18 protein-coding genes are annotated in these 22,915 nt (G+C 72.2%); 5 read left to right on the top strand and 13 right to left on the bottom strand.

Features of this window, described 5'->3' with window-relative positions:
• Window positions 1-115 precede the first annotated feature (115 nt).
• Window positions 116-1,183: a CU044_5270 family protein gene (locus ACIOC1_RS21680; protein WP_401856086.1), complete on the bottom strand. Its 1,068-nt coding sequence runs from the start codon at window positions 1,181-1,183 to the stop codon at window positions 116-118.
• Window positions 1,180-1,755, bottom strand: coding sequence for an RNA polymerase sigma factor (locus ACIOC1_RS21675; protein WP_355338887.1), 576 nt, complete (start codon window positions 1,753-1,755; stop codon window positions 1,180-1,182). Before ACIOC1_RS21675 ends, ACIOC1_RS21680 begins: the two co-directional genes overlap by 4 nt.
• A gap of 176 nt (window positions 1,756-1,931) precedes the next feature.
• On the opposite strand from ACIOC1_RS21675, the gene ACIOC1_RS21670 reads away from it, so the two are divergent.
• Window positions 1,932-3,047, top strand: a complete 1,116-nt coding sequence (locus ACIOC1_RS21670) for a winged helix DNA-binding domain-containing protein (protein ID WP_355338889.1) — start codon at window positions 1,932-1,934, stop codon at window positions 3,045-3,047.
• A gap of 19 nt (window positions 3,048-3,066) precedes the next feature.
• Here ACIOC1_RS21670 and ACIOC1_RS21665 read toward each other — a convergent pair whose 3' ends face one another.
• From ACIOC1_RS21665 to ACIOC1_RS21640, 6 genes are all read right to left on the bottom strand, one after another.
• Window positions 3,067-5,058, bottom strand: coding sequence for a sigma-70 family RNA polymerase sigma factor (locus ACIOC1_RS21665; RefSeq protein ID WP_401856084.1), 1,992 nt, complete (start codon window positions 5,056-5,058; stop codon window positions 3,067-3,069).
• A 195-nt stretch (window positions 5,059-5,253) separates the two neighbouring features.
• Window positions 5,254-6,678: a cellulose binding domain-containing protein gene (locus tag ACIOC1_RS21660; RefSeq protein WP_401856082.1), complete on the bottom strand. Its 1,425-nt coding sequence runs from the start codon at window positions 6,676-6,678 to the stop codon at window positions 5,254-5,256.
• Between the two features lie 54 nt (window positions 6,679-6,732).
• Window positions 6,733-8,319, bottom strand: a complete 1,587-nt coding sequence (locus ACIOC1_RS21655) for a beta-N-acetylhexosaminidase (RefSeq protein ID WP_401311713.1) — start codon at window positions 8,317-8,319, stop codon at window positions 6,733-6,735.
• Window positions 8,320-8,445: 126 nt separating this feature from the next.
• A complete protein-coding gene (locus ACIOC1_RS21650; protein WP_355339482.1) occupies window positions 8,446-9,195 on the bottom strand; it encodes a carbohydrate ABC transporter permease in 750 nt (249 codons plus the stop codon).
• Between the two features lie 188 nt (window positions 9,196-9,383).
• Entirely contained in the window at window positions 9,384-10,355 is a 972-nt protein-coding gene (locus ACIOC1_RS21645) for an ABC transporter permease subunit (RefSeq protein WP_391163586.1), read from the bottom strand.
• 78 nt (window positions 10,356-10,433) lie between these two features.
• Window positions 10,434-11,732: an extracellular solute-binding protein gene (locus ACIOC1_RS21640; RefSeq protein ID WP_401311706.1), complete on the bottom strand. Its 1,299-nt coding sequence runs from the start codon at window positions 11,730-11,732 to the stop codon at window positions 10,434-10,436.
• Window positions 11,733-12,085: 353 nt separating this feature from the next.
• Between ACIOC1_RS21640 and ACIOC1_RS21635 the strand changes: the two genes are divergently transcribed.
• On the top strand, window positions 12,086-12,928 hold the full coding sequence (locus ACIOC1_RS21635; RefSeq protein WP_391163588.1) for a UTRA domain-containing protein: 843 nt from the start codon (window positions 12,086-12,088) through the stop codon (window positions 12,926-12,928).
• Window positions 12,929-12,996: 68 nt separating this feature from the next.
• On the opposite strand, the gene ACIOC1_RS21630 is transcribed toward ACIOC1_RS21635, so the two are convergent.
• Window positions 12,997-13,500 (bottom strand): SAV_915 family protein, encoded by a 504-nt coding sequence (locus ACIOC1_RS21630; protein WP_401719653.1) that lies wholly within the window; start codon window positions 13,498-13,500, stop codon window positions 12,997-12,999.
• 221 nt (window positions 13,501-13,721) lie between these two features.
• On the opposite strand from ACIOC1_RS21630, the gene ACIOC1_RS21625 reads away from it, so the two are divergent.
• Entirely contained in the window at window positions 13,722-14,306 is a 585-nt protein-coding gene (locus tag ACIOC1_RS21625; RefSeq protein WP_401856081.1) for a putative glycolipid-binding domain-containing protein, read from the top strand.
• A 30-nt stretch (window positions 14,307-14,336) separates the two neighbouring features.
• Here the strand turns inward: ACIOC1_RS21625 and ACIOC1_RS21620 are convergent, their stop codons facing one another.
• The 4 genes from ACIOC1_RS21620 to ACIOC1_RS21605 all read right to left on the bottom strand — a co-directional run bounded on the left by ACIOC1_RS21620 (window position 14,337) and on the right by ACIOC1_RS21605 (window position 19,313).
• The gene (locus ACIOC1_RS21620) at window positions 14,337-15,578 is read right to left on the bottom strand and encodes an MFS transporter (protein ID WP_391049431.1); all 1,242 of its coding nucleotides are present in this window, start codon (window positions 15,576-15,578) and stop codon (window positions 14,337-14,339) included.
• 349 nt (window positions 15,579-15,927) lie between these two features.
• Entirely contained in the window at window positions 15,928-17,466 is a 1,539-nt protein-coding gene (locus ACIOC1_RS21615) for a DHA2 family efflux MFS transporter permease subunit (protein ID WP_355338913.1), read from the bottom strand.
• Window positions 17,467-17,720: 254 nt separating this feature from the next.
• On the bottom strand, window positions 17,721-18,368 hold the full coding sequence (locus tag ACIOC1_RS21610) for a LysE family transporter (RefSeq protein ID WP_391049584.1): 648 nt from the start codon (window positions 18,366-18,368) through the stop codon (window positions 17,721-17,723).
• Between the two features lie 123 nt (window positions 18,369-18,491).
• Window positions 18,492-19,313, bottom strand: coding sequence for a LuxR C-terminal-related transcriptional regulator (locus tag ACIOC1_RS21605; RefSeq protein WP_355339491.1), 822 nt, complete (start codon window positions 19,311-19,313; stop codon window positions 18,492-18,494).
• Between the two features lie 210 nt (window positions 19,314-19,523).
• Here ACIOC1_RS21605 and ACIOC1_RS21600 point away from each other — a divergent pair, with 210 nt between their 5' ends.
• Window positions 19,524-21,200, top strand: a complete 1,677-nt coding sequence (locus ACIOC1_RS21600) for an AMP-binding protein (protein ID WP_401856080.1) — start codon at window positions 19,524-19,526, stop codon at window positions 21,198-21,200.
• On the top strand, window positions 21,197-22,843 hold the full coding sequence (locus tag ACIOC1_RS21595) for an AMP-binding protein (RefSeq protein ID WP_401856079.1): 1,647 nt from the start codon (window positions 21,197-21,199) through the stop codon (window positions 22,841-22,843). The genes ACIOC1_RS21600 and ACIOC1_RS21595 overlap by 4 nt, the downstream gene beginning before the upstream one ends.
• Window positions 22,844-22,915 lie beyond the last annotated feature (72 nt).

Raw genomic sequence — 22,915 nt, 5'->3', positions numbered from 1 at the left:
GACCGGGTCCGGGTCCGGGTCCGGGTCCCCGATGGGGAGCCGGACCCGGACCTCGCCGCACCCCCGTTGCGGGGCCCGGGTCCAGGGCGACCCGAACTCCTGTTGGCGGTGTCGGTCAGCGTGCTTTGAGCGGCGCCTGGACGACCGGGGGCAGTTCCACGATGTCCGAGGGGTCCGGGGCGGGGCCGCCGGGCATCTGGCCGGGATGGTCGACGACGCCGGTCGTCACGCGGGCGAAGGAATCGGAGAAGTCGCTCTCTCCGTGCCAGTCGACGCGGTCACCGCGGTAGGTGTACGTGCTCGGGTCCAGGATGAGGTACTCGTGCGTTCGTTGCCGATCGTGGAAATCGAAGGCGATGGCGAGTCCCGGCCGACCGGCCGCGTCTCGCATCGGCGTGCTGACCAGCGTGGTTCCGGGGATCAGCGCCAGCGCGTGGTAAAGCGCGGCGTTGATCCGGGGCGGGACGGTCGATGCGGTCCGCAGAATGTGGAGGATCCTGGTGAACTGCGCTGCGGGTGTGACGGCCGGGGGCCGTTCACCCAGGCTGTGGAATATTCCGTTGGTGGGGGCCGCGCCCGGCTCTTCTCCTGAACTGTTGAAGAAGGGGTCAGTACTCACCCGCTTGAGGAGCTCGTGGGGATCGGTGGGCAGTCGGGACAGAACCTCGCGGGTCTCCCGCGGATGGTCCCCGACCTTCCCCGAGCGGAAGGGGGTGAAGACATCGCGCACCTGGACGGCAGTGCGGTTTCCTGACGCCAATGACTTGCCGACCGACGCGCTCTTGAGACCGTCGTACCGGTACCAGGACCGCTCGTGCCCGCACGTCGTCACGCAGACAACATCGTCCGTGTACAACCACTGGTGGAGACCCGGCTCCTTGCCCGGACCCTTCGCGGCGTTGTCCGCGGCGGCGTCCAGCACCTGGGCGACCGTCATGGCGTGTACCGGCCGGGGCTGCGCTCCCCAGACGGAGGAGGTCGCGACGATCGTGGTGGCCGCCACGCCCGCGGCCAAGCCCGCGAACGCGGTCCGACGTACGGCGGGACGTGCGAGGATCCCGCGGGCGGCCACCGGCACCTTTCGTCGGGATGCCCGCTCTGTTTCCCGCTGTTCGGCTCGTACCTGTTCCAGTAGGGCCAGCTCGGCACCGAGGCGTTGCTTGAATCCGACCGGGGTGTTCATCGGGTGACCTCCGTGAGGGGGGAATCGAATGCGGCGGACGGGGTGGTGGATTCGGCACGCAGGGCGGCGCGGGCGCGGTGCAGGCGGACCCGGGCGGTCGCCTGGGAGATCCGGAGCACCTTCGCGGCCTCCTTGGTCGTGAGACCGTCGACAGCGACGAGGTCGATCACCGCGCGCAGCGGCTCGGAGAGCCCGGCGTGCCGGGCGAGCAACTCCCTGGCCGCCCATTCGGCGTCGATGCGCTCCTCGAAGCGCTGCATGTCCTGCTCGTCCAGCAGCCGCCGACCGCTGACCGCGGCCACCGCGTCCCGCTCACGTACCGCGCGGCGGGCATGCGCGGCCGTGGTGTTGCGGGCGATCCCGTAGAGCCACATGAGGTGCGTGCCGCGCCTGGGGTCGTAACCCTCGAATGCCTCCAGCGCGGCCACGAAGACGTCGGCGGTCAGGTCGGCGGCCAAGTGCCGGTCGGTGGTTCTCCGGGTAATGAAGCCGAGAACGGCGTCGAAGTGCGCCTCGTACACCTCGCCGAACGGGGTTCGGTTCCGTCCGGGCTCGTGCGTGGGTATCTGCACGCGGGGACCTCCTGTGCTGTCTGCCACCTGTCACCCATCACTTGGTTCGGGGACCGAAAACCGTTTCTTCCCGCAGGTCAGGGTGGCCAGTGGCTCGGCCGTCGCGCGCACCGCCCGCACCGCCCGCCCGCCGTCGCGGACAGCAACTGTCCGCGACGGGCCCTAGCGTAGGAGCCATGCTCACGCCGCTCGACCGCCGCACTCTCAACCGGACCCTGCTCGCGCGCCAGCTTCTGCTGGACCGGCGGCGGACGGCCGCCGAGGACGCCGTCGCCCATCTGCTCGGACTCCAGTCGCAGCACCCCACCTCGCCCTATCCGGGCCTGTGGACCCGGCTGAACGGCTTCCGCTTCGACGAGTTGGGCACGCTGCTCACCGAACGCGCGGTGGTGCGCGTCGTCTTGATGCGCGGCACCGTGCATCTGGTGACGGCGGCGGACGCGCTGCGGCTGCGGCCGTGGATCCAGCCGATGCTGGACCGGGGATTTCGCGGCTCGCAGTGGGCGGCCGGGGCCGCGGGCGTCGACCGCGCGGAACTGGTCGCGCACGGCCGCGAGGCGCTGGCCGAACGGCCGCTGGGACCCGCCGAGTTGCGTACCGCGCTGAGCGCCCGCTGGCCCGACGCGGACCCCGCCTCGCTGGTCAACGCGCTACGGGTGTGGGCGCCGCTGGCACAGGTGCCGCCGCGCGGGCTGTGGGGCGCGAGCGCCCAGCCCGCCTACACCCTGCTGGACGACTGGCTGGGACAGCCGATGGCCGACCCCGCCGCGACCGCCGCGGAACCGGCCGCGCTGGTCCGCCGCTACCTGGCCGCGTACGGCCCCGCCACCCCCGCCGACATGCAGAAGTGGTGCGGACTCACCGGCCTCAAGAAGGTCTTCACCGCGCTGGACTGCCGGACCTACACCGCCGAGGACGGCAGGGAGCTGTACGACCTGCCGGACGCGGAACTCACCGACCCCGCCACCGAGGTCTCCGCGCGCTTCGTCGCCGACTTCGACAATCTGCTGCTCTCGCACGCCGACCGCACCCGCGTCCTCGCCGACGAGCACCGGCCGCGGGTGATGACCGTCAACGGCATCATCCGCGGCACGGTCCTGGTCGACGGATTCGTCGGCGGCACCTGGCGGTTCGAGCGCGCCAAGGACACCGCGGCCGTCGTCGTCGCGCCCTTCGCGCCGCTGCGCCCGGCCGACCGGGACGCGCTCGACGCGGAGGGTCTGCGGCTGCTGGCCGCCTCCGACCCGCGGGCGCGGACGCCCGAGGTGCGGTTCGAGCGGCCCGCCGGGTGAGGCGGCGCGCTGCGACCGCTCAGCGCGCCGCCTCGAACGCCCGCCCCGCCGCCGTCTCCACCGGACCGCTGTGGAACAGCCCGCTGCTCGGCTTGCTGTCGTCGGCGGGCAGCCCGAACCAGGCGTACCGCTGGAGCCACGGCAGCCCGTCGAGCATCTTTGTCGCGGCCGTCACGAAGGCGGCCTGCTGGCTGTCGGTCGGGAAGCGGACGCCGTTGGCGAAGTCGATCAGCGCGAATTCGGTGAGCCAGATCGGCTTGTTGTACCGGTTGTGGACCGCCGTCAGATACGACTTGAGCTGGGAGACCGCGTTCGGCGTCGTGAAGTCCCCGCCGTACCAGTGCAGGGCGATGAAGTCGACGCGGTAGCCGCGCTGTTGAGCCCCCGACATGAACCGGTCGAGCCAGCCGCCGGCCGTGTCGCCGCCGTAGGCGACCGCGGGACTGCCGAGCACCTTGCCGTTCGCCATCAACTTCGGCCACAGCGACAGCGCCTGATCCACCGTCATGTTCGCCTGGCCGCCCATGTCCGGCTCGTTGAAGCCCAGCAGGTACGGACCCGCCGCCTTCGCCTGCGCCAGTGCCGTCGGACTCGCGCTGTCACCGCCCCAGATCATCGGCACGAAGCCGGGTCCGCTGATGCCGCCGTGCGTCGTGGACCACGTGTAGTACCAGCCCGCGCCCGACCGGTCGAGCGCGGTGTTCACACCGGGGAAGGACCACACCCCGACGCCCTTGCGGACCGAGGAGACCGGCGCGACCGGCGGCGGCGCCGCGGGCGGCGGCGCGTGGGTCGTCGGCGTGGGCTTGCGCGGCGGCTTCGTCGTCGGCTTGGCGCCGGTCCTCGTCGCGGACGGCGTGGGGGAGGGGGAGGCGGTCGTGGCGGGCGCCGAGATCGTCACCGAAGGACGGATCGGCGTGCTGTCGGCGGCCGGGGTGCCGGGGGACCGGTCGGCCGACAGGTGCACGGCCAGCAGCGCTCCGGCCGCCACCGCCGCGACCGCGCCCATCGCGGCGGCCGGGACGCTCAGCGGACCGTGCAGCAGCCTGCCGCGGATTCCCCGGGGCGCACCGCTCCGCCGTGGGGGGCGGTGTCGCGGAGCGGTGCGCGGGGCCGCCGCTTGGGGAGCGGCCTGGGAGGGGGGTATCGGGGAGTGCGCGGGCGGCGGGCCCGCGGGGCCGGTGTGCGGGGGCGCCGCCGGGGCGTGCCCGCCGAAGGGCGCGCTGAACGGCATCCCGAGCGGCACCGGCAGCAGCGGCAGCCCGCTGAGCAGCCGGTCCATCGGCAGCAGCGTCCGGCCGCGCTGCCCGCAGTCCGGGCAGCCGCGGATGTGCCGCGCGAAGCGCTTGCGCCACAGCGGGCTCGGCACACCGTCCCAGCCGCCGGTCACATGCGTGAGACCCGCGCAGCCGCCCGCGTCGCCGAGCGCGCGCACCACCGTGCGCGAGGTTTCGAGCTGTTCCTTCATCCGCTGGACCTTCACCGCGGCGTGCTGCCGGGTCAGGCCCAGGGCGTCGGCCAGCTCCGAGCGGCCGAGGTCGCCGGTCTCCTCCAGCCACCACAGCGCGAGCAGTGTACGGTCGTCGCGGTCCAGCCAGCGGGTGGCCTCCGCGATCTCCCGGCGCTGGTCGGTCAGCCCGAGCCGCAGGATCGTCACGGCGGCGAAGTCCGAGGCCGGGTCCGGTATCAGCTCCGCCGCGTCCAGGGCGGTCTGCTGGTGCCACGCCGCCTTGCGGGCCTGCTCGCGGTCGCGCACCTGGCGGACCGCGATGGCCACCAGCCAGGAGCGGAACGCCGCCGGGTCGCGCAGGTCGGACAGGCCGCGGACCACCCGCAGCAGCGTCTCCTGCACCACGTCGTCCACATCGTCGTGCCCGTCCAGGGCGCGCCCGACGATGTTGTAGACCAGCGGCAGGCACTCCGCGACCAGCCGGTCGAGTGCCGCCTGGTCGCCCGCCCGCGCGGCACTCACCAACGCGGGGTCGGGACCGACCCGGTCGCCTGCGCGCATGCTGCTCACACTCCGTCCTGGCCCGGACTCCGGCCGGGTGACACGTATCTGCCCTCGGACAGGAGACGCTGCCACGACCAGGGGGATAACAGAAACCCGCCGGCCCCCCGGACTTCCCGCGCGGGGAGGTCCGGGGGGCCGGCGACCGGACGGCGGGCCGGGCCCCCGGACCGGGGGCCCGGCCGCGCCACCGGATCAGGAGGACGGCACGGTGTCCGTGAAGGTGGTGCCCGCCGTGCGGTAGGCCGCGACCTGGGTCTGCACCTGGGCGGGCGTCAGCACCTGGTCCTTGAGGAAGTACACGTAGTCGACCTGCTGGTTGTACGAGCGCGGGGTGTTGCTCGTCTGGCCCGCGAGGTCGATCAGCCAGTGGTTGAAGTCGATCCACTGCGGCGTCTCGGGCAGGTACGGCTCGCCGTGCTGCGCGACCTGGTTGCCGTCGATGTAGTAGGTGATGTTCGTGTTGTCGATGGTGATCTGGAGGTTGTGCCAGCCGTCGAGGCTGCCGTACTGCTGGCCGTGGGTGTTGACCGCGTTCCACGGGTCCGGGTTGTAGGTCTCCCAGGACGTCTCGTACATGATGTTCTGGGTCTCGCCCCAGCCGCCGTTGGGCAGGTACTCGAAGTCCTGCTCGCTGTAGTTCGGGTCCATCGGCGCGTTGAGCGGCGTGAAGGTGAAGAAGGTCTGGTTGACGTGGTCGCCGTCGGGGCCGCCGGTCGGTGTGTCGTTGAACTTGACCCGGGCCGCGTAGGTGCCGTTCTTGAACTTCCTTGCGGCGGTCTGGAGTTCGGTCTCCTTGGTGCCCGCCGCCGTGCCGTCGGTGGTGAGCCGCAGATTCATCACCTTGTTGCTCGCGCCGTCGGCGACGAAGGTCACGTCCTGCGGCGACCAGGTGGCGCCGGCCACACCGGGGCCGCCCTGACCGGACTTGACCGTCCAGCCGTGCTGCTGCACGGCCGGGTCGGAGCTGGAGGTGTAGGTGAAGTCGTCGAACATCGCGGGACCGGTCGGGTTGCCGGTCGGCGGGGTGGTCGGGGGAGTGGTGGGCGGGTTGGTCGGGTCGTTGCCCGCGGGCGCGGTGCCCCAGACCACGGCGCCGCTCTTCTGCACCGTGACCTTGTTCCAGTTCGCGTACGCCGTCTGCGAGCCGTTGAAGGAGTAGTCGTCGGACTGCGTGAGGGTCTGCCAGTCGGCGCGGTAGAACCGCAGTTGCATGTCACCGGTGTTCTGACCCGGCGTCAGCGAACCCGCGCCCGAAGTGAAGCCGATCTCCAGGTAGCGGTCCGCGGTGGCCGTCGGATTGGCCAGCGTCCCGAAGGTGCCGGTGATGTTGCCGCAGCCCTTGACCGCCCACGAGCACGCGAAGCGGTAACTGACGTTCGGGCCGTCGGACTTGAAGTAGTACCGCACGGTGACGGTGTTCAACGGCACCGTGGTGCTGCCGGTGTTGGTGACCTCCAGCCACGGCTCCGACTGGTCGGCGGTGGCGCCGGAGGCGCTGGTGCGGTACTGCGCGCTCAGCGAGTCCTGCGCCGCCGAGGCGGGCATCGCGGTGAGCGCGGCGCAGGCGAGACCGGCCGCCGTACAGACGGCCATCGCCGTACGGACGCGGGTCGACATGCGGAACTTTCCTGACACGGTGATCCCTTTCCAGAGGGGGGTGATGGTGCGGGACTACTGGGAGATGGTCCGGGGAGAGGTGGTGCGGGAGGTGGCTCGGGGGGTGTGCGGCGGGACCGCGGGGTGCGGGATCGTCCGGTGGGCGATACCCAGCGCCGCCAGCCGGTCCTCGTGCCGGAGCAGGGCGGGCAGGAAGTCCGTCGACCAGTCGCCCGCCGGATTCCAGGCCCGGTCGGCGAGCGCGCACAGCCGAGGGAAGACCAGGTACTCGGCGTGTTCGGCGGTCGGCACGAATTCGCTCCAGAGCTGCGCCTGCGTGCCCAACACACGTGCCGCCGCGGCCGGTTCCCAGTCGGCGGGTACGGTCTCGCCGCCGTGCACGGCCCGCAGGTCGACGATTCCGCCCGCCTGGCCGAGCGGTTCACCGGGCTGTTCGGTCTGCGGGTAGTCCAGATACGTGGAGCGGTGCGGCGCCATGATCACGTCGTGGCCGCGCCGGGCGGCGGCCAGCCCGTGGTCGGTGTCCCGCCACGGCATCACGGTGAACTCCGGCGGCAGCGTGCCCGAGTCCTCCGCCCAGCACAGCGGGCGCCGCCCCGCCTCGATCAGGAAGTCGCCGATCCGCCCGAGGAACCAGCCGCGCAGGTCCTTGGGCGCGGCCAGGCCCAGCTCCGCCGCGCGCCGCCGCGCCGCCGGGCTCTCCTCCCACTCGGTGACCGGGCACTCGTCGCCGCCGATGTGCACGTACGAGGAGGGGAACACGTCGAGCACCTCGCCGAGCACGGTGCGGCAGAAGTCCAGCACCTCGTCGTGGACGCCGAGGATGTTGCGGCACACACCCCACTCGGTCCACACGTCCAGCTCGCGCCCCGGCACGTTCCCCAGGTGCGGATAGGCCGCCAGCGCCGCGCGGGTGTGCCCCGGCATCTCGATCTCCGGCACCACCGTGACGCCGCGCTCGGCCGCGTAGGCGACCAGCGACCGCAGCTCTGCGGTGGTGTACGCCCCCGCGTGCGGCAGGTCGTCGAACCGGCCGCTGCCCGAACGCCCGATCATCGAGCGGGACCTGGCCCCGCCGACCTCGGTGAGCCGGGGGTAGGCGGCGACCGGCATCCGCCAGCCCTGGTCGTCGGTCAGGTGCAGATGCAGCACGTTCAGCTTGTGGAACGCCAGCAGGTCCACGAAGCGCCGCAGGAACGACACCGGTTGGAAGTGCCGGGCGACGTCCAGCATCATGCCCCGCCAGCCGAACCTCGGCACGTCGGTGACCTGCACGCACGGCATGCGCCAGGCGACCCCGCTCTCCGGGCGCTCCGACAGGGCCTGCGCGGGCAGCAGTTGACGGATCGTCTGCACACCGTGCAGCAGTCCGGCCGGCCTGGCCGCCCGCAGCAGCACCGCGTCGGGCCCGACGGTCAGGCCGTAGCCCTCCGCGCCGAGACCGCCGAGCTCGGGGTCGAGCGCGAGCACCACCCGGCCGGTGGGCGAGGGCCGCAGCGGCAGCCCGGTGGCGGGCGCGAGCAGCGTACGCAGCAGGTCCGCCGCGCCCTGGGCGCCGTCGCTCGCCCGGACGCACGTGGTCGCGTCGAAGGTGAAGTGGCCGGGGATACGGGCGAGATGGGAGGGGTGCGGAATGATCACAGCGGCTCCAGTGGGGGCGGCGGGGGTCGGCGGTCGACGGCGTCGAGCGAGGTGACCTGGGAGCGGGCGTGGGGAGCGGGCGTGGGGAGCGGTCGCGGGCAGGGGGCGCGGGGAGCGGTCGCGCGGTCAGCCCTTCACGGCGCCGGCGGTCATTCCGGTGGTGACCCGGTTCTGGAGGACGAGGAAGACCAGCAGCACGGGCAGCATGAACAGCGAGGAGGCGGCCATCGTGGCGCCCCAGTCGGTACCGAAGACATTGCTGAACGAGGAGAGCCAGACCGGCAGCGTGCGGGCGTCCTGGTTCTTGATGATCAGCGTGTTGGCGAAGGCGAACTCGTTCCACGCCGTGATGAAGCCGAACAGCGACGTGGACAGCAGGCCGGGCGCGAGCAGCGGGAAGGTGACCCGGCGGAACGCCTGCGGCCTTGTGCAGCCGTCCACTTGGGCGGCCTCCTCCAGTTCCACCGGGATCGCCGCGAGGAAGCCGCGCAGCGTCACGATCGTGAACGGCAGCGTCGTCATGAAGTAGACCAGCGTCAGCATCGACAGCTTGTCGAGCATGTCGGTGTCCCGCGCGATCACGTACATCGGGATCAGCAGCGCCTCCCACGGCGCCATCTGCGCGGTGAAGACCAGCAGGATGAAGGCCCGCCGGCCGCGCCAGCGCATCCGGCCGACCGCGAAGGCCGCCAGCAGCGCCACCACCAGCGACATCAGCACCGCGCCGAGCGTCACGGTCAGGCTGTTGCGCCAGAAGGTGCCGAAGCCGTCGGCGTGCATGGCCGTGCGGAAGTGCGCGAAGGTGGGGTGCAGCGGCAGGAAGGACGGGGTGTCGGCCTGGATGGCGGTGGTCGGCTTGAAGGCCGTGATCACCATCCAGTAGACGGGGAAGGCGGCGACCGCCAGCGTGAACAGCGCGGCCAGATTGAGCGGCAGCCGCCGCAGGGACCCGCGGCCCGGCCGCTTCCGACGGCCCGCGCCGCCCGGTCCGCCCGGTCCGCCCGGTCCGCCCGGTCCGCCCGGTCCGCCCGCGCGCGGGGCCTTACCAGTTGCGGTGAACGTGCTCACTGCGCGCCCTCCTCACGGAACATCCGGCGCAGGTTGAAGACCAGCACGCCGAGCAGGATCAGGACGGTCAGCGTGGAGACCGCGGACCCGAGGTCGTACTTGTGCAGGGACTGCGCGATCTGGAAGGCGTAGACCGGCAGCGTGGTGGTCGCCCCGTTGGGACCGCCCTCGCTGATCACCCAGATCTGGGCGAAGCACTTGAAGCACCAGATCACCTCAAGGGAGGTGATCAGCGCGAACAGCGGGCGCAGCATGGGGAAGGTGACCAGCCGGAAGGTCTGCCAGGCGCCCGCGCCGTCGATCCTGGCCGACTCGTACAGCTCCGCCGGGATCGTGGTCAGGCCGCCGTAGAGGGTCAGCGCGGCGAACGGCACGGACTGCCAGACCACCAGCGTCACCAGGATCGCGAAGGTCGAGCCGCCGTGCGCGAACCAGGTGTAGTCGCGGTACGACTCGAAGCCCAGCTTTACCAGTAGCCAGTTGACCACTCCGAAACGGGACTGGAACAGCCACTGGAAGATCGTGGTGGCCGCGATCACCGGAGTGGCCCAGGCCAGGACCAGACCGCTCATCACCGCGAGCCGCATCCGCTTGCCGAGCTTGACGAGCATCAGCGAGACGAGCGTGCCGAGCACCATGATCAGCACGACGTTCAGCCCGGTCCACCACAGGGTGCGGCGGACCACCGTCCAGAACTCCGGATCGTCCAGCACCGTACGGTAGTTGGCGAAGCCGACCCAGGTGGCGCCGCCGCGGATCAGCTCGCCGAGGCCGAAGTGCTGGAACGACATGACGGTGTTTCTGACCAGCGGGTAGACCAGCAGGAAGGCCGTGCCCACCACGGTGGGGGCGACCAGCAGATACGGCCAGACCGCGGCGAGCGGGCGGCGGCGGCGCCGGCGTTCGCGGGGCGGCGGTGGCGGTTCCGCGACGGCCGGCCGTGAGGCGGCGTTGGGAGCGGTGAGCACGGCGGTTCTCCTCGGGGCGCTGATCGGACGCTGTCGGGCGGACGCGGATCAGATAGGGAGCGGGCGGGGCGTGGCCGGTCAGGAGGCGGTGTTGAGGGCCTTGGTGACGGCCGCCGAGGCCGTCTTGCCCGCCGCGTCCGGGTCGCTGCCGGTCAGCACCTGCGTCATGTACTGCTTGATCGGGTTGTTGGCCTCGACCGCCGCCCAGTTGGGCGAGTTGGGCGTGGCATGGCCGTTGGCCGCGCCGACCGCCATCACCGAGGCGCCCTCGTTGCCCGCCAACACCCCCGCGAGCGAGGTGCGGTTGGGCACGTAGCTCATCTCCTTGGCCATGTCCGTCTGCCACTTGGTGCCCGCGAGCGCCTTGACCACCTCGTAGGCGAGCGCCTGGTGCCGGGACGCCTCGGGGATCACCAGGTCGGAGCCGCCGGTGAAGACCGCGCCCGGCTTGTCGGCGGTCTTGCCGGGGATCGGGAAGAAGCCGATCTTGTCCTTCATCGCGGGATTGGCCTTGACGATGGCGTCGGCGCCGCCGGGCACCGAGATGATCTGCGCGCTCTTGCCCTTGGCGAAGACGTCGGCCTGGAGCGGCTTGGCCTCGTCGGAGTCCTTCGGGCCCTTGCCGAGCGCCTGGAGCCGCTTGTAGAACTCCATGCCCGCCTTGGCCTGCGGGGTGTCCAGCGCGCCCTTCCAGTTGTCGCCGTCCTGGACCGCCAGGTCGCCGCCCTCGTCCCAGATGAATCCGGCCAGCGCGTACCAGGTCTGGCCCGGCAGGTAAATGCCGTCGTTGCCCCCGGTGTTGAGCTTGGTGGTGTCCTGGATCCACTCGTCGCGGGTCTTGGGCGGCGCGGCGATGCCCGCCTTCGAGAAGAGGTCCTTGTTGTAGATCACGACGCGGTTGGCCGCGTACCAGGGGATGCCGAACTGCTTGCCGTCGATCTTGCCGGGGTCGGCGAGGCCGGGAATCCAGTCGGCGCCCTGGAGGTCGGTCACCTTGTCGGTGAGGTCCTTGACGCCGCCGCTCGCCGCGTACTGCGCGACCTGCGTGTTGCCGACCTCCATCACGTCGGGTGCGTCGTTGCTGGCCAGCGCGCTGGTGATCTTCTGGCCTATGCCGTCCCACTCCTGGATCTGGATGTCCAGGGTGGTGCCCTTGTGCCCGGCCTCGAAGTCGGACCTGAAGCGGCTGAGGAAACCGTCGGACATGCTGCCGCGCATGATCCACACGGTGAGCTTGGCGGGGGCCGGCGTCTTGGCGGAACCGCCGGTGTCGCCGGAGTCACCGGAACCGCCGGATCCGGAGGAGGAGCCGCACGCGGAGAGCGCGGCGACGGCGAGGACGAGCGCCGCGGCGCCGGGAACGAGTCTGGATCTCACGGGGATGTCACCTCGGGCAGGGAGCGAACAGGACTTACCACTTGCCAACTGGTCTAGTGCTGGTCAGTGAAAATGGCATAGACCACTGAGCACGTCAAGAGTTCGCGCACCCGTCGCCCGCCGACCCGCCGTCCGCCGCGCACCCGCCACACGCAGGCCGTATACGAATGAGGCCCCCGAAAGCCAGGTGGCAAGGAGCGCTGGCATACTGGTCAGCATCTGGATAACCTCGGCTCACCAGCACGTCACATGAACCCACCGGCACGTCCCCCGAACTCAGCAGCACGTCACACGAACTCACCCGCACGACGGCGGCACACCGGTGACCCGTCGGCGGCAGGAAGGTGCCCCCCATGGCCAGCGAGCCGCCGCGCTCGGCGCTGAAACGCGAACGGGTCCGCGACTACCTGATGGAACTGGTCGAGTCGCGCGCGCCCGGCGACCCGATCCCGTCGGAGCGCACCCTGTGCGAGCAGCTCGGCGTCTCCCGCCCCACGCTCCGCTCCGCCGTGGACGAACTGGTCACCACGGGACTGCTGGTCCGCGAACACGGCCGCGGCATGTTCGTCGCCCGCGCCAAGATCACCCAGGAGCTGGCGCTCGACGGCCAGGCGCACCGCCTCCCGCAGGCGTCCGGCACCTGGGCCAGCCGCGTCCTGGAGTTCACCACCGTGCAGGCGGGCGCCCGCGTCGGCCGCAAGCTGCGCATCTCCCCGGCCGCCGAGATCACCTACATCGCCCGGCTCCGGCTGGTCGACGACGAGCCGATGGCCATCGAATACCTGCACGTCCCGGCCGACCTCGTGCCCGGCCTGCACGCGGCGGACATGGAGTCCGGCGACTTCTACGACTTCCTGCGCGCCCGGCACGGCGTCCACGTCCACGAGGCCGTCCAGTCCATCGAGCCCACCGTGACCAACGACGAGGAGGCCCGGCTGATCGGCGTGCCCGTCCTGTCACCGGCGCTGCTTTTCGAACGGCTCACCAAGGACGCCACCGGCCGCCCGGTGGAGTACGTCCACTCCGTCTACCGCGGCGACCGCTACCGGATCGTCTCCCGGCTGGCCCTCGGCGACGCCGCGCCCGCGACCGCGCAGTCCGCCGACCGGCACCACCCGGGCATCCCGCCGGGCGACCTCGCGGGGCGCGGGGACGTGACGGCGCAGATGGTGGGGGAGGTGCAGCCCGCGGGCTGAGGCCGGGGGCGTACGTGCTGAGGGTGCGCCGCGGCGCACCCTGGCGTGCCGGGGTCTCGAACGGCGAACTACGGTGCCAGGCCCGCCGGTTGCTGGCGTATGCCGTCGCCGCCCTCGTCCCCTTCAGCGGTGCCCGCCGCGGCGCCGTCGGTGCCGCGGCGCGGGCAGGGGCGGCCCGCCGCCGGATCGGTCCAGGAAGCCGGGGGCCGGGCGGTCAGCAGCGGGTCGACGGTCAGATGCCGGGCGCCCAGCGGCTCGGCCATCGCGCGCAGCGCGCTCTCCGAGAGCTTGATCCACGGCTGGGTCGGCCCCAGCACCGAGCGCAGCCGCTGGTCACTGGTGAAGGCGACCGCGGTCCTGCTGCCGACGGGCGTACGCCACAGCCGTACGACATAGCCCGCGGGCCCCTGTCGCACCGGCACATACAGCGGCCCTTCCGGTACGGGCACGGATTCCGCGGTCGGCGAGACCGGCCCGGGGGGCGTCTCGCGGGCCGTCGCGGGGGCCGTCTGCTCGTGGGGCTGTCCTTCGGGAGTCCGGTCACCGGGTCCGTCGTGCTGGCTCACGTGCATGCAGCCACCGTAACCCGGCCGCCGGACGCGCATTCGGCGAGGTCGAGGCGTGGACACCGCGCCGACCGGGCCCGCGCGCCGCTTCGGCCGCCCGCCCGCCCCGCGCCCGGCACCCGCCGATCGAGTGACGCGTCCGCCGGACACGGCCGCGGACCGCCGTCGTCCATGTGCCCTCGCCACGCTTATGGCGTCCGATCCGGGGCGAACGTTACGTTTGCGCCATGACAGCGCCGAACACCGTACTCACCTGGCAGGTCGAGGAGACCGGCGGATACGAGACCGCGTGGGTCGAACTGGCCGCCGGACGGCTGCGCGCGCACGGCCGCGCGGTCGGACTGAAGCCCGAACCGTACTGGCTGAGCTATGAGTTGGACACCGACGCCGGGTACGTGACCCGGCGGCTGCACGTCACCTCGCACACCGTCGACGGCACCTACGACCTCGAACTGCGCCGGGACGTGCGCAGCCGCTGGACGGCCAACGGGCAGGTCGTCCTCGCGCTCGACGGCGCGCTCGACTGCGACCTCGGCATGTCACCGCTCACCAACACGATGCCGGTGCTGCGGCACCAACTCCACCGCAACGAAGGCCATCAGGACTTCCTGATGGCCTTCGTCCCCGTCCCGACCCTCGCCGTCCGCCCCTCCATCCAGGGCTACACCCACCTGACCCCGCTGATGTCAGGGGCCCGGCTCGGCTACGCCTCCGGCACGTACCGCAGCGAGATCGACGTGGACGCCGACGGTCTGGTCGTGCACTACGAGGGCCTGGCCACGCGCCTCAACCGGGCGGCCCCCAAGCTCTGAGGGCGCGCCCACCGCCCCGCGGCCGGGTGCTCAGACGCCTCCGCCCTCCTCCGCGAGCACGGGACCCTCGGCCCCGCCCTTCGTCCGCCGCGCCCGGCCGATCGCGACGGCGGCCAGCAGCGGCGGGACCGCCGCCAGGAGGAAGCAGAGCGCCGGCGGCACGCCGGCGACCAGCAGCGCGGCCACGGCGCCACCGGCCGAAGACCCTGCGTTGACGGCCGAGTTGACCCAGGTCGTCGCGCGGGTGGTGGCGCCGTCGGGCGCCGCGCCCGCCGCCGCGAGATAGGCGGTCGAGAGGATCGGCGCGGTCAAGGTGCCCGCGGCGGCGACGCACAGGCCGAACACCGTGAGTACGGGGGCGGCGGCCGTGACCGAGACGAGCGCGGCCAGGACGAGGAGCAGGCCGGGGAGCCGGGCGGCGGCGGGCAGCCGCCAGGAGATCCGGCCGTAGAGCAGACCGCCGAGCGCGCTGCCCGCCGACTGCGCGGCGAGGATCCAGCCGACCGCCGAGGGGTGGTGGTGCCGGTCGGCGAAGGCGATCACGAACAGCTCCACGCAGCCGAGGCAGCAGCCGATCCCGGCGGCGGCGTACGCGGCCCTGCGGACGCCGCCGCCCTTCTCGCCGAACAGCCGCAGCCGCCCGGCCGCCGAAGCGGTCGACGTGTGGCGCGGCGGCAGCAGCCGGGCGGCGGGGGAGGTGACCATCGCGAGCGTGCCGCAGCCGATCAGGGCGCCGGAGAGCACCAGGCCGTTCACCGGGTGCACGGCCACCACGAGCAGCGGCCCGCTGAGGAAGATCAGCTCCTCCGCGACCGTGTCGACGCTGAACGCCCTTTGCAGCAGCGCCTCGTCGGGCGTCAGCGCGTCCCACAGCGCGCGCATCGTCGGCCCGAGCGGCGGACACAGCGCCCCCGCCGCGCCGCTGAGCCCGGCGAACGCCCACAGCGGCGTACCGGGCTCCCGTACGGCCGCGGCCAGGACGAACAGGGTCGTGGCGAACGGCAGCGCCAGCGTGGTCAGGCCGCGCCTGGCGCCCCAGCGGTCCACGAGCGCGGCCCGCGCGGGGCCGAGCAGGACGGACACGGTCGCGAAGAGCGTGGCCAGCAGCCCGCCGCGCGACAGCGACCCGGTGGCGGAGGTCAGGGACAGGACGAGGGAGAGCGAGACGACGCCGTAGCCGAGGCGTCCGAAAAGGGCCGCACCGAAGGTGCGGCGGGCATGGGGAAGGCGGAAGACGGCAGCGTAGGACGCAGCCCGGGCAGGCGCGGACATGGGGGTGATCCTCGGGTTTCCGGGGGAAGGCGGGCGGTTTCGCGTATGCCGCGCAGCGCCGTCAACCCGCCGTCAGGGCGGGGCCGGTCGTCTGTGGGCGCTTACCGCTGCCTAGACACGGTGGGGGAGGATCATGCGCCGCACCCTACCCGTCGGACAGGGTGCGGGAAAAGAGAGACCGGCCGCCCGGCCTGTGCGCACGGGGGCGGCGCACTGGCCGGGCGGCCGGTCGGGGGGCCGGGGTGCCGGGTGTCCCGTCCCCACGATGACCCGGCGGCCCGGTCCCCTTGACCCCGGCCCACTACCGCTCACTGCGGGGCCGGGGGGCTTGGGGAGCCCGGAGGCTTGCTTACATGTGGACGGCCTGGACGGTGGTGTCGCCCTGGCTGGGACGGCCGCTGCGGTACATGAGGGCGGCGAGGACGAAGCCGACGGCGAAGAGGCCCGCCGACCACCAGTAGGCGGTGGAGTAGCTGTGGAGCTGGGCCTGCGCGGCCACGGCCGGGGACGGCTTGTGGCTGGACAGGTAGCTCGTCGCGGCGCTGGCGGCCAGCGTGTTCAGCAACGCCGTACCGATGGAACCGCCCACCTGCTGCATGGTGTTGACGGCCGCGGAGGCCACACCGGCGTCGTCGGCGGCGATCCCCGCGGTGGCCACGCTCATGGCGGGCGGCAGGGCCAGGCCGATACCGAAGCCGATGACGAGCAACTGCGGCAGGACGTGCGCCGCGTAGGTGCTGTTGAGGTCGAGGACGGTCAGCCAGGCCATACCGGCGCCGGCCATCGCCATGCCGAGCGGGACGATCGGGCGGGGCCCGAACCGCGGCATCAGGTTGTTGGTGGCGATCTGCGCGGAGACCATCAGCGCGCCGATCATCGGCAGGAACGCCAGACCGGTCTTGACCGGCGTGTAGTGCAGCGACGCCTGGAGGAAGTAGGTCAGGAAGAGGAAGACGCCGAACATCCCGGCGCCGGAGATCGCCAGCATGATGAAGGACGCGCCGCGGTCACGGTCCAGCAGGACGCGCAGCGGCAGCAGCGGGTGCGCGGCCCTGGTCTGCCACCAGGCGAAGGCGCCGACCAGCACGCCGCCCGCGACCAGGAAGCCCCAGGTCATCGGGGAGCCCCAGTGGTGGGTCTCGGCGTTCGAGAAGCCGTAGACCAGGCCGAACAGACCCGCGACGACCATGACCGTGCCGGGGACGTCGAGCTTGGGGCGGTCGGCGGGAGCGCCCTTGCGCAGGAAGGCCATACCGCCGACGAAGGCGAGGACGGCGAAGATCAGGTTCACGTACAGCGTCCAGCGCCAGCTCAGGTGCTCGGTGAGCACACCGCCGAGCAGCAGGCCCACACCGCCGCCCGCGCCCGCGATGGCGCCGTAGATGCCGAACGCCTTGGCGCGTTCCTTGGCGTCGGTGAAGGTCGTGTTGAGCAGCGACAGCGCGGCCGGCGCGAGCAGGGCGCCGAACAGGCCCTGGAGGGCGCGGCCGGTGACCAGCACCTCGAAGTTCTGCGCGGCGCCGGCGAGGGCGGAGGCGCCCGCGAAGCCGACGACGCCGATCAGGAAGACGATCTTGCGGCCGATGAGGTCGGCCAGGCGTCCGCCGAGCAGCAGCAGGGAGCCGAAGGCGAGGGAGTACGCGGTGACGATCCACTGCCGGTTTCCGTCGCTGAAGCCGAGGGCGTTCTGGGCGGACGGCAGGGCGATGTTCACGATGGTGGCGTCGAGGACGACCATGAGCTGGGCGAGCGCGATGACGCTCAGCACCCACCAGCGGTGGTTCGCCTTCTCTGTCTTCTGCACCGGGCCCGTGGGGCCCGCGCCGAGGGGCCCTGAGGCCGCGGCGGAGTCGCCGACGTGCGCGTCGGCGGTGGACTGGGATGACATGAGGCGGGACTCCTGAGGAGGAACGGGACGGGCAGGAACCGACCGGAACCGCTGCATGAACGAAACGGTTTCGTACTCCAACGACGGTACGACCCGACCTATCGAAACGCAAACGTTTCGTTGCCGCGTGCCCTGTGCCTCTGATCACATCACCCGATCCACCCGTCCCACCAGGCACGACGGCCGGGCGGGAGGGGTGAGGGCGCTGGTCCACCGCGCGCGTACATGTCACATCCGGCGCCGCGGGGTCCGTCCTACTGGTCGGCGCGCCCCGTGACCGCGACCGTCACACCCAGGCCGATCATCGCCAGACCCCCGGTGCCGCCGACCGCCGCCAGCCGCCGCGGCGAGCGGGCGAACCAGGTGCGGGCCGCCGACGCGGTCAGCGCCCAGACGCTGTCGCAGATCAGCGCGATCACCGTGAACACCAGCCCGAGCAGCAGCATTTGCTCGTGTACGTGCCCCGCGCCCCGGTCGACGAACTGCGGCAGCACGGCCGCGAAGAACACCATCGTCTTCGGATTCGTCACGCCGACCACGAACCCCTCCCAGAGCGTACGGAGATCCCCCCGGGCGGCCCCGGCCGGTTCGTCCGCGCTCATCGCCGCCGACAGCGCGCCCCGCTGCCGGAACGCCTTCACCCCCAGATAGACCAGATACGCGGCGCCCGCCAGCTTCAGCGCCACGAACACCGTCACCGACCGCGCGACGATCTCCCCGAGCCCCACCGACACCGCCGTCACCAGCACATACGCGCCCGTGGCGTTCCCCAGCACACTGCCCAGCGCGGTCCGCCGCCCGTGGGCCAGCGCCCGGCCGAGCACGAACAGCACGCTCGGACCCGGAATCAGCACCAGCACCAACGACATCGCCGCGAACCCGGCCAACCGGTCGACCGACATCCCGTCCCCCTCCACGCCTCGACTCCCGCCGTCCGCGCCGTCGGCGCGCCGCAGGTCCGACGAGCGTAACGGCGGGCCCCCGGCCGAGGCCCCCCAATAACGCCGCCGTTCATCCGCCCGAGGTCAGGGCAGCAGGCCCTCGCGGCGCGCCGCGACCACGGCCTCAAGTCGCGTGTGGGCACCCAGCTTCCGCATCGCGGACCGCAGATAGCTCTTCACCGTCTCGGGCCGCAGCCGAAGCCGCGCGGCAGCCGCCGCGTTGGTGGCGCCCGACGCCACCGAGGCCAGCACGTCCAGCTCGCGCGGGGTCAGCGGCGCCGGGCGCGGGACCCGCGACGCCGCGCCGGAGGGGACCGCGGCCGAGGCCAACCGGGCGCAGGCGGACAGCAGTTCCTGCCGCAGCCGCACATCGGGGATGCGGGTGGCCAGCGCGCGCAGTTCGAGATGCGCCTCGCGCACCTGCTCCCAGGCCCGGGGGTCGGCGGTCAGCGGCTGCTGGCAGAAGGAGAGCAGCCGCTGGGCCTCGTCCCGTACGGCCAGGGCCTGCTCCAGTTCGCGGACCGCGTCGAGGGCGACGGACAGCGGACGGTCGCCCAGGGCGTACGGCTGCCGCAGCGCGCCGTAGAGCACCCCGCGCACCCGGCGGCGGACGACGACGGGCACCGCGAGCACCGAGCGCAGCCCCTCGGCGGCGACGGGCGGGTCGTACTCGTGGCTGATCACGCGGGACGAGCCGTAGTCGGTGACCGAGCAGGGTCGGACCGTGGCGAGGGTCTTGCCGCCCAGACCGTTGCCGGTGGTGATGGCGAGGCCCCGCAGCGACTCGGTGTCGGTACCGGACATCTCGGAGATACGGAACTGCCGGGCGCCGTAGCCGCCCGCCTGCCCCGCGGCGCCGGTCACCAGCCCGCCGAAGGCCACCGGCAACAGCCCCGACCTGCGCATTCGCAGCAACGCGGCCCGTACCTCGACCGCCTCGCCCCGCTGACCGTCCACCCGATCCACCTCCTCGCCCCCGACCGTCCACCCCGGCCAGGAGCCCGTGACTCCCGGCCGGACGGAATCGGACACCGGCTCTCACCCCCGTCCGGGGGTAGTGAGACCCAGGTCACTACCGCACGATGCTACCGAGGGGTCCATCGATGAGGAGGACAGATGGCGGCAACGGACGCGACCGGTGCTTTCCGGGCCGCCCGTGACTTCCTGCTGCGGCACCGTGAGGACTACCAGGCGGCCCGCGAGGGCTTCCGGTGGCCGGAGCCCGAGGAATTCAACTGGGCGCTGGACTGGTTCGACGCCATCGCGAAGGACAACGACCGCACCGCGCTGTGGATCGTCGAGGAGGACGGCACCGAGGTCAGGATCTCCTTCGCGGAGATGGCCGAGCGGTCCGCGAAGGCGGCCAACTGGCTGCGGGCGCGCGGCGTCCGCGCGGGCGACCGGGTCCTGGTGATGCTCGGCAACCAGGCGGAGCAGTGGGAGACCGCGCTCGCCGCCATGAAGCTGCGGGCCGTCGTCATCCCCGCCACCCCGCTGCTCGGCCCCGCCGACCTGCGCGACCGTATCGACCGCGGCGCCGCCCGGCACGTCGTCGTACGCGCCGCCGACACCGGGAAATTCGCCGAAGTCCCCGGCGACTACACGCGGATCGCGGTCGGCGGCGCCCCCGACGGCTGGCTCCCCTACGAGGACGCGTACGCGGCGGACCCCGGCTTCGTACCCGAAGGGCCGACCCCCTCGGGCGACCCGCTGATGCTCTACTTCACCTCGGGCACCACCGCCAAGCCCAAGCTGGTCGAGCACAGCCACCTCTCGTACCCGGTCGGCCACCTCGCCACGATGTACTGGATCGGGCTGCGGCCCGGCGACGTCCACCTCAACATCTCGTCACCCGGATGGGCCAAGCACGCCTGGTCGAGTCTGTTCGCGCCGTGGAACGCCGAGGCGACCGTCTTCGTGCACAACTACACGCGCTTCGACGCCGCCCGGCTGATGGCCGAGATGGCACGCGCCCGGGTGACCAGTTTCTGCGCCCCGCCCACGGTCTGGCGGATGCTGATCCAGGCCGACCTCAGCGCGCTGGGCACCCCGCCGCGCGAGGCGGTCGCGGCCGGTGAACCGCTGAACCCCGAGGTCATCGAGCACGTACGGCGGGTGTGGGGCGTGCTGATCAGGGACGGCTTCGGGCAGACCGAGACCGCCGTGCAGGTCGCCAACAGCCCGGGCCAACTGGTCAAGGCCGGCTCCATGGGACGGCCGACGCCCGGCTACACGGTCGCGCTCGTCGACCCGGTGACCGGCGAGACCGGCGACGAGGGCGAGATCTGCCTCGACCTGCGCCGGGGCCGGCCGGTCGGCCTGATGACCGGCTACGCGGGCGAGCCCGAGCTGACCGCCGAGGCGATGGGCGGCGGCTTCTACCGCACCGGCGACATCGGCTCGCGCGACGCCGACGGCTACATCACGTACATCGGCCGCGCCGACGACGTCTTCAAGGCGTCCGACTACAAGATCTCGCCCTTCGAGCTGGAGAGCGCGCTGCTCGAACACGAGGCGGTGGCCGAGGCGGCGGTCGTGCCCGCGCCCGACGAACTGCGGCTGGCCGTACCGAAGGCGTACGTCGTCCTCGCCGAGGGCTGGGCCCCGGACGGCGAGACCGCCAAGGCGATCTTCGCGCACTCGCGGGCCGTCCTCGCCCCGTACAAGCGCATCAGGCGGCTGGAGTTCGCCGACCTCCCCAAGACCGTCTCCGGCAAGATCCGCCGCATCGAGCTGCGCGAACGCACGATGCACGACGGGAGCGGCGAATTCCACGAGGAGGACTACAAGTGAGCGCGGCGGGCGGCCCGGCGGCCCGGAGCGCCGAGCCCTCCTACGCGCACGGGACAGGGGAGACGCCGTTGCTCGGGGACACCATCGGGCGCAATCTCGACAGGGCGATCGCCGCGCACCCCGCACGCGAGGCCCTGGTGGACGTGGCGAGCGGGCGGCGCTGGACGTACGCCCAATTCGGCGCGGACGTCGACCGGTTGGCGCGCGGACTGCTCGGCCGCGGGGTGATCAAGGGCGACCGCGTCGGCATCTGGGCGGTCAACTGCCCCGAGTGGGTGCTGGTGCAGTACGCCACCGCGCGGATCGGCGCGGTCATGGTCAACATCAACCCGGCCTACCGCGTGCACGAACTCGACTACGTCCTGCGGCAGTCCGGCATCGAGGTGCTGATCGCCTCCACCGGCCACAAGACCAGCGACTACCGCGGGATGGTCGACGAGGTGCGCGGCAACTGTCCGCTGCTGCGCGAGGTCGTCTTCATCGGCGACCCGACCTGGGACGCCCTGCTGGCCGCCGCCGACGGTGTGTCCGAGGATCAAGTCGCCGCCGTCGAGGCGACGTTGAGCTGCGACGACCCGATCAACATCCAGTACACCTCGGGCACCACGGGCTTCCCCAAGGGCGCCACGCTCTCGCACCACAACATCCTCAACAACGGCTATTTCGTGGGCGAGACGGTCGGCTACACGCAGGAGGACCGGGTCTGTCTGCCGGTGCCCTTCTACCACTGCTTCGGCATGGTGATGGGCAACCTCGGCATCACCACGCACAGCGCGTGCATCGTCATCCCGGCCCCCTCCTTCGACCCGGCCGCGACCCTGCGCGCCGTCCAGGAGGAGCGCTGCACCTCGCTCTACGGCGTCCCCACGATGTTCATAGCCGAGCTGGGACTGCCCGACTTCGCCGACTACGACCTGTCGTCGCTGCGGACCGGCATCATGGCCGGATCGCCGTGCCCGGTCGAGGTGATGAAGCGGGTGATGGCCGAGATGCACATGGCCGAGGTGTCCATCTGCTACGGAATGACCGAGACCTCGCCGGTCTCCACCCAGACCCGGATGGACGACGCCCTCGAACACCGCACCGCCACCGTCGGCCGGGTCCTGCCGCACCTGGAGGTCAAGGTCGTCGACCCGGTCAGCGGCGTCACCGTGCCGCGCGGCGAGCCCGGCGAACTGTGCACCCGCGGCTACTCGGTGATGCTCGGCTACTGGGAGGAGCCGGAGCGCACGGCCGAGGCGGTGGACGCCGGGCGCTGGATGCACACCGGCGACCTCGCGACGATGCGGGACGACGGCTATCTCGCCATCGTCGGCCGGATCAAGGACATGATCATCCGCGGCGGGGAGAACGTGTACCCGCGGGAGATCGAGGAGTTCCTGTACACCCACCCGAAGATCTCCGACGTGCAGGTGGTCGGGGTGCCCGACGAGCGGTACGGCGAGGAGATCCTGGCCTGCGTGATCCCGCGCGACCCGGCCGACCCGCCGACCCTCGCCGAGATCAAGGACTTCTGCGCCGACCGGCTCGCGCACTTCAAGGTGCCGCGCCACCTGCGGATCATGGACGCGTTCCCGATGACGGTCAGCGGCAAGATCCGCAAGGTGGAGCTGCGGGAGGACTTCAAGCCCGAAGGAGCGTGACCGGCGGGCCCGAAGCCGCGTGACGGCCGGGCCGTGACTGCTGGGCCCGCCGGGCCCGTGGACCTCAGACCC

The organism is Streptomyces sp. NPDC088197 (assembly GCF_044741185.1).
GTDB lineage: Bacteria > Actinomycetota > Actinomycetes > Streptomycetales > Streptomycetaceae > Actinacidiphila.
This window is presented reverse-complemented; position numbering and strand designations above follow the sequence as displayed.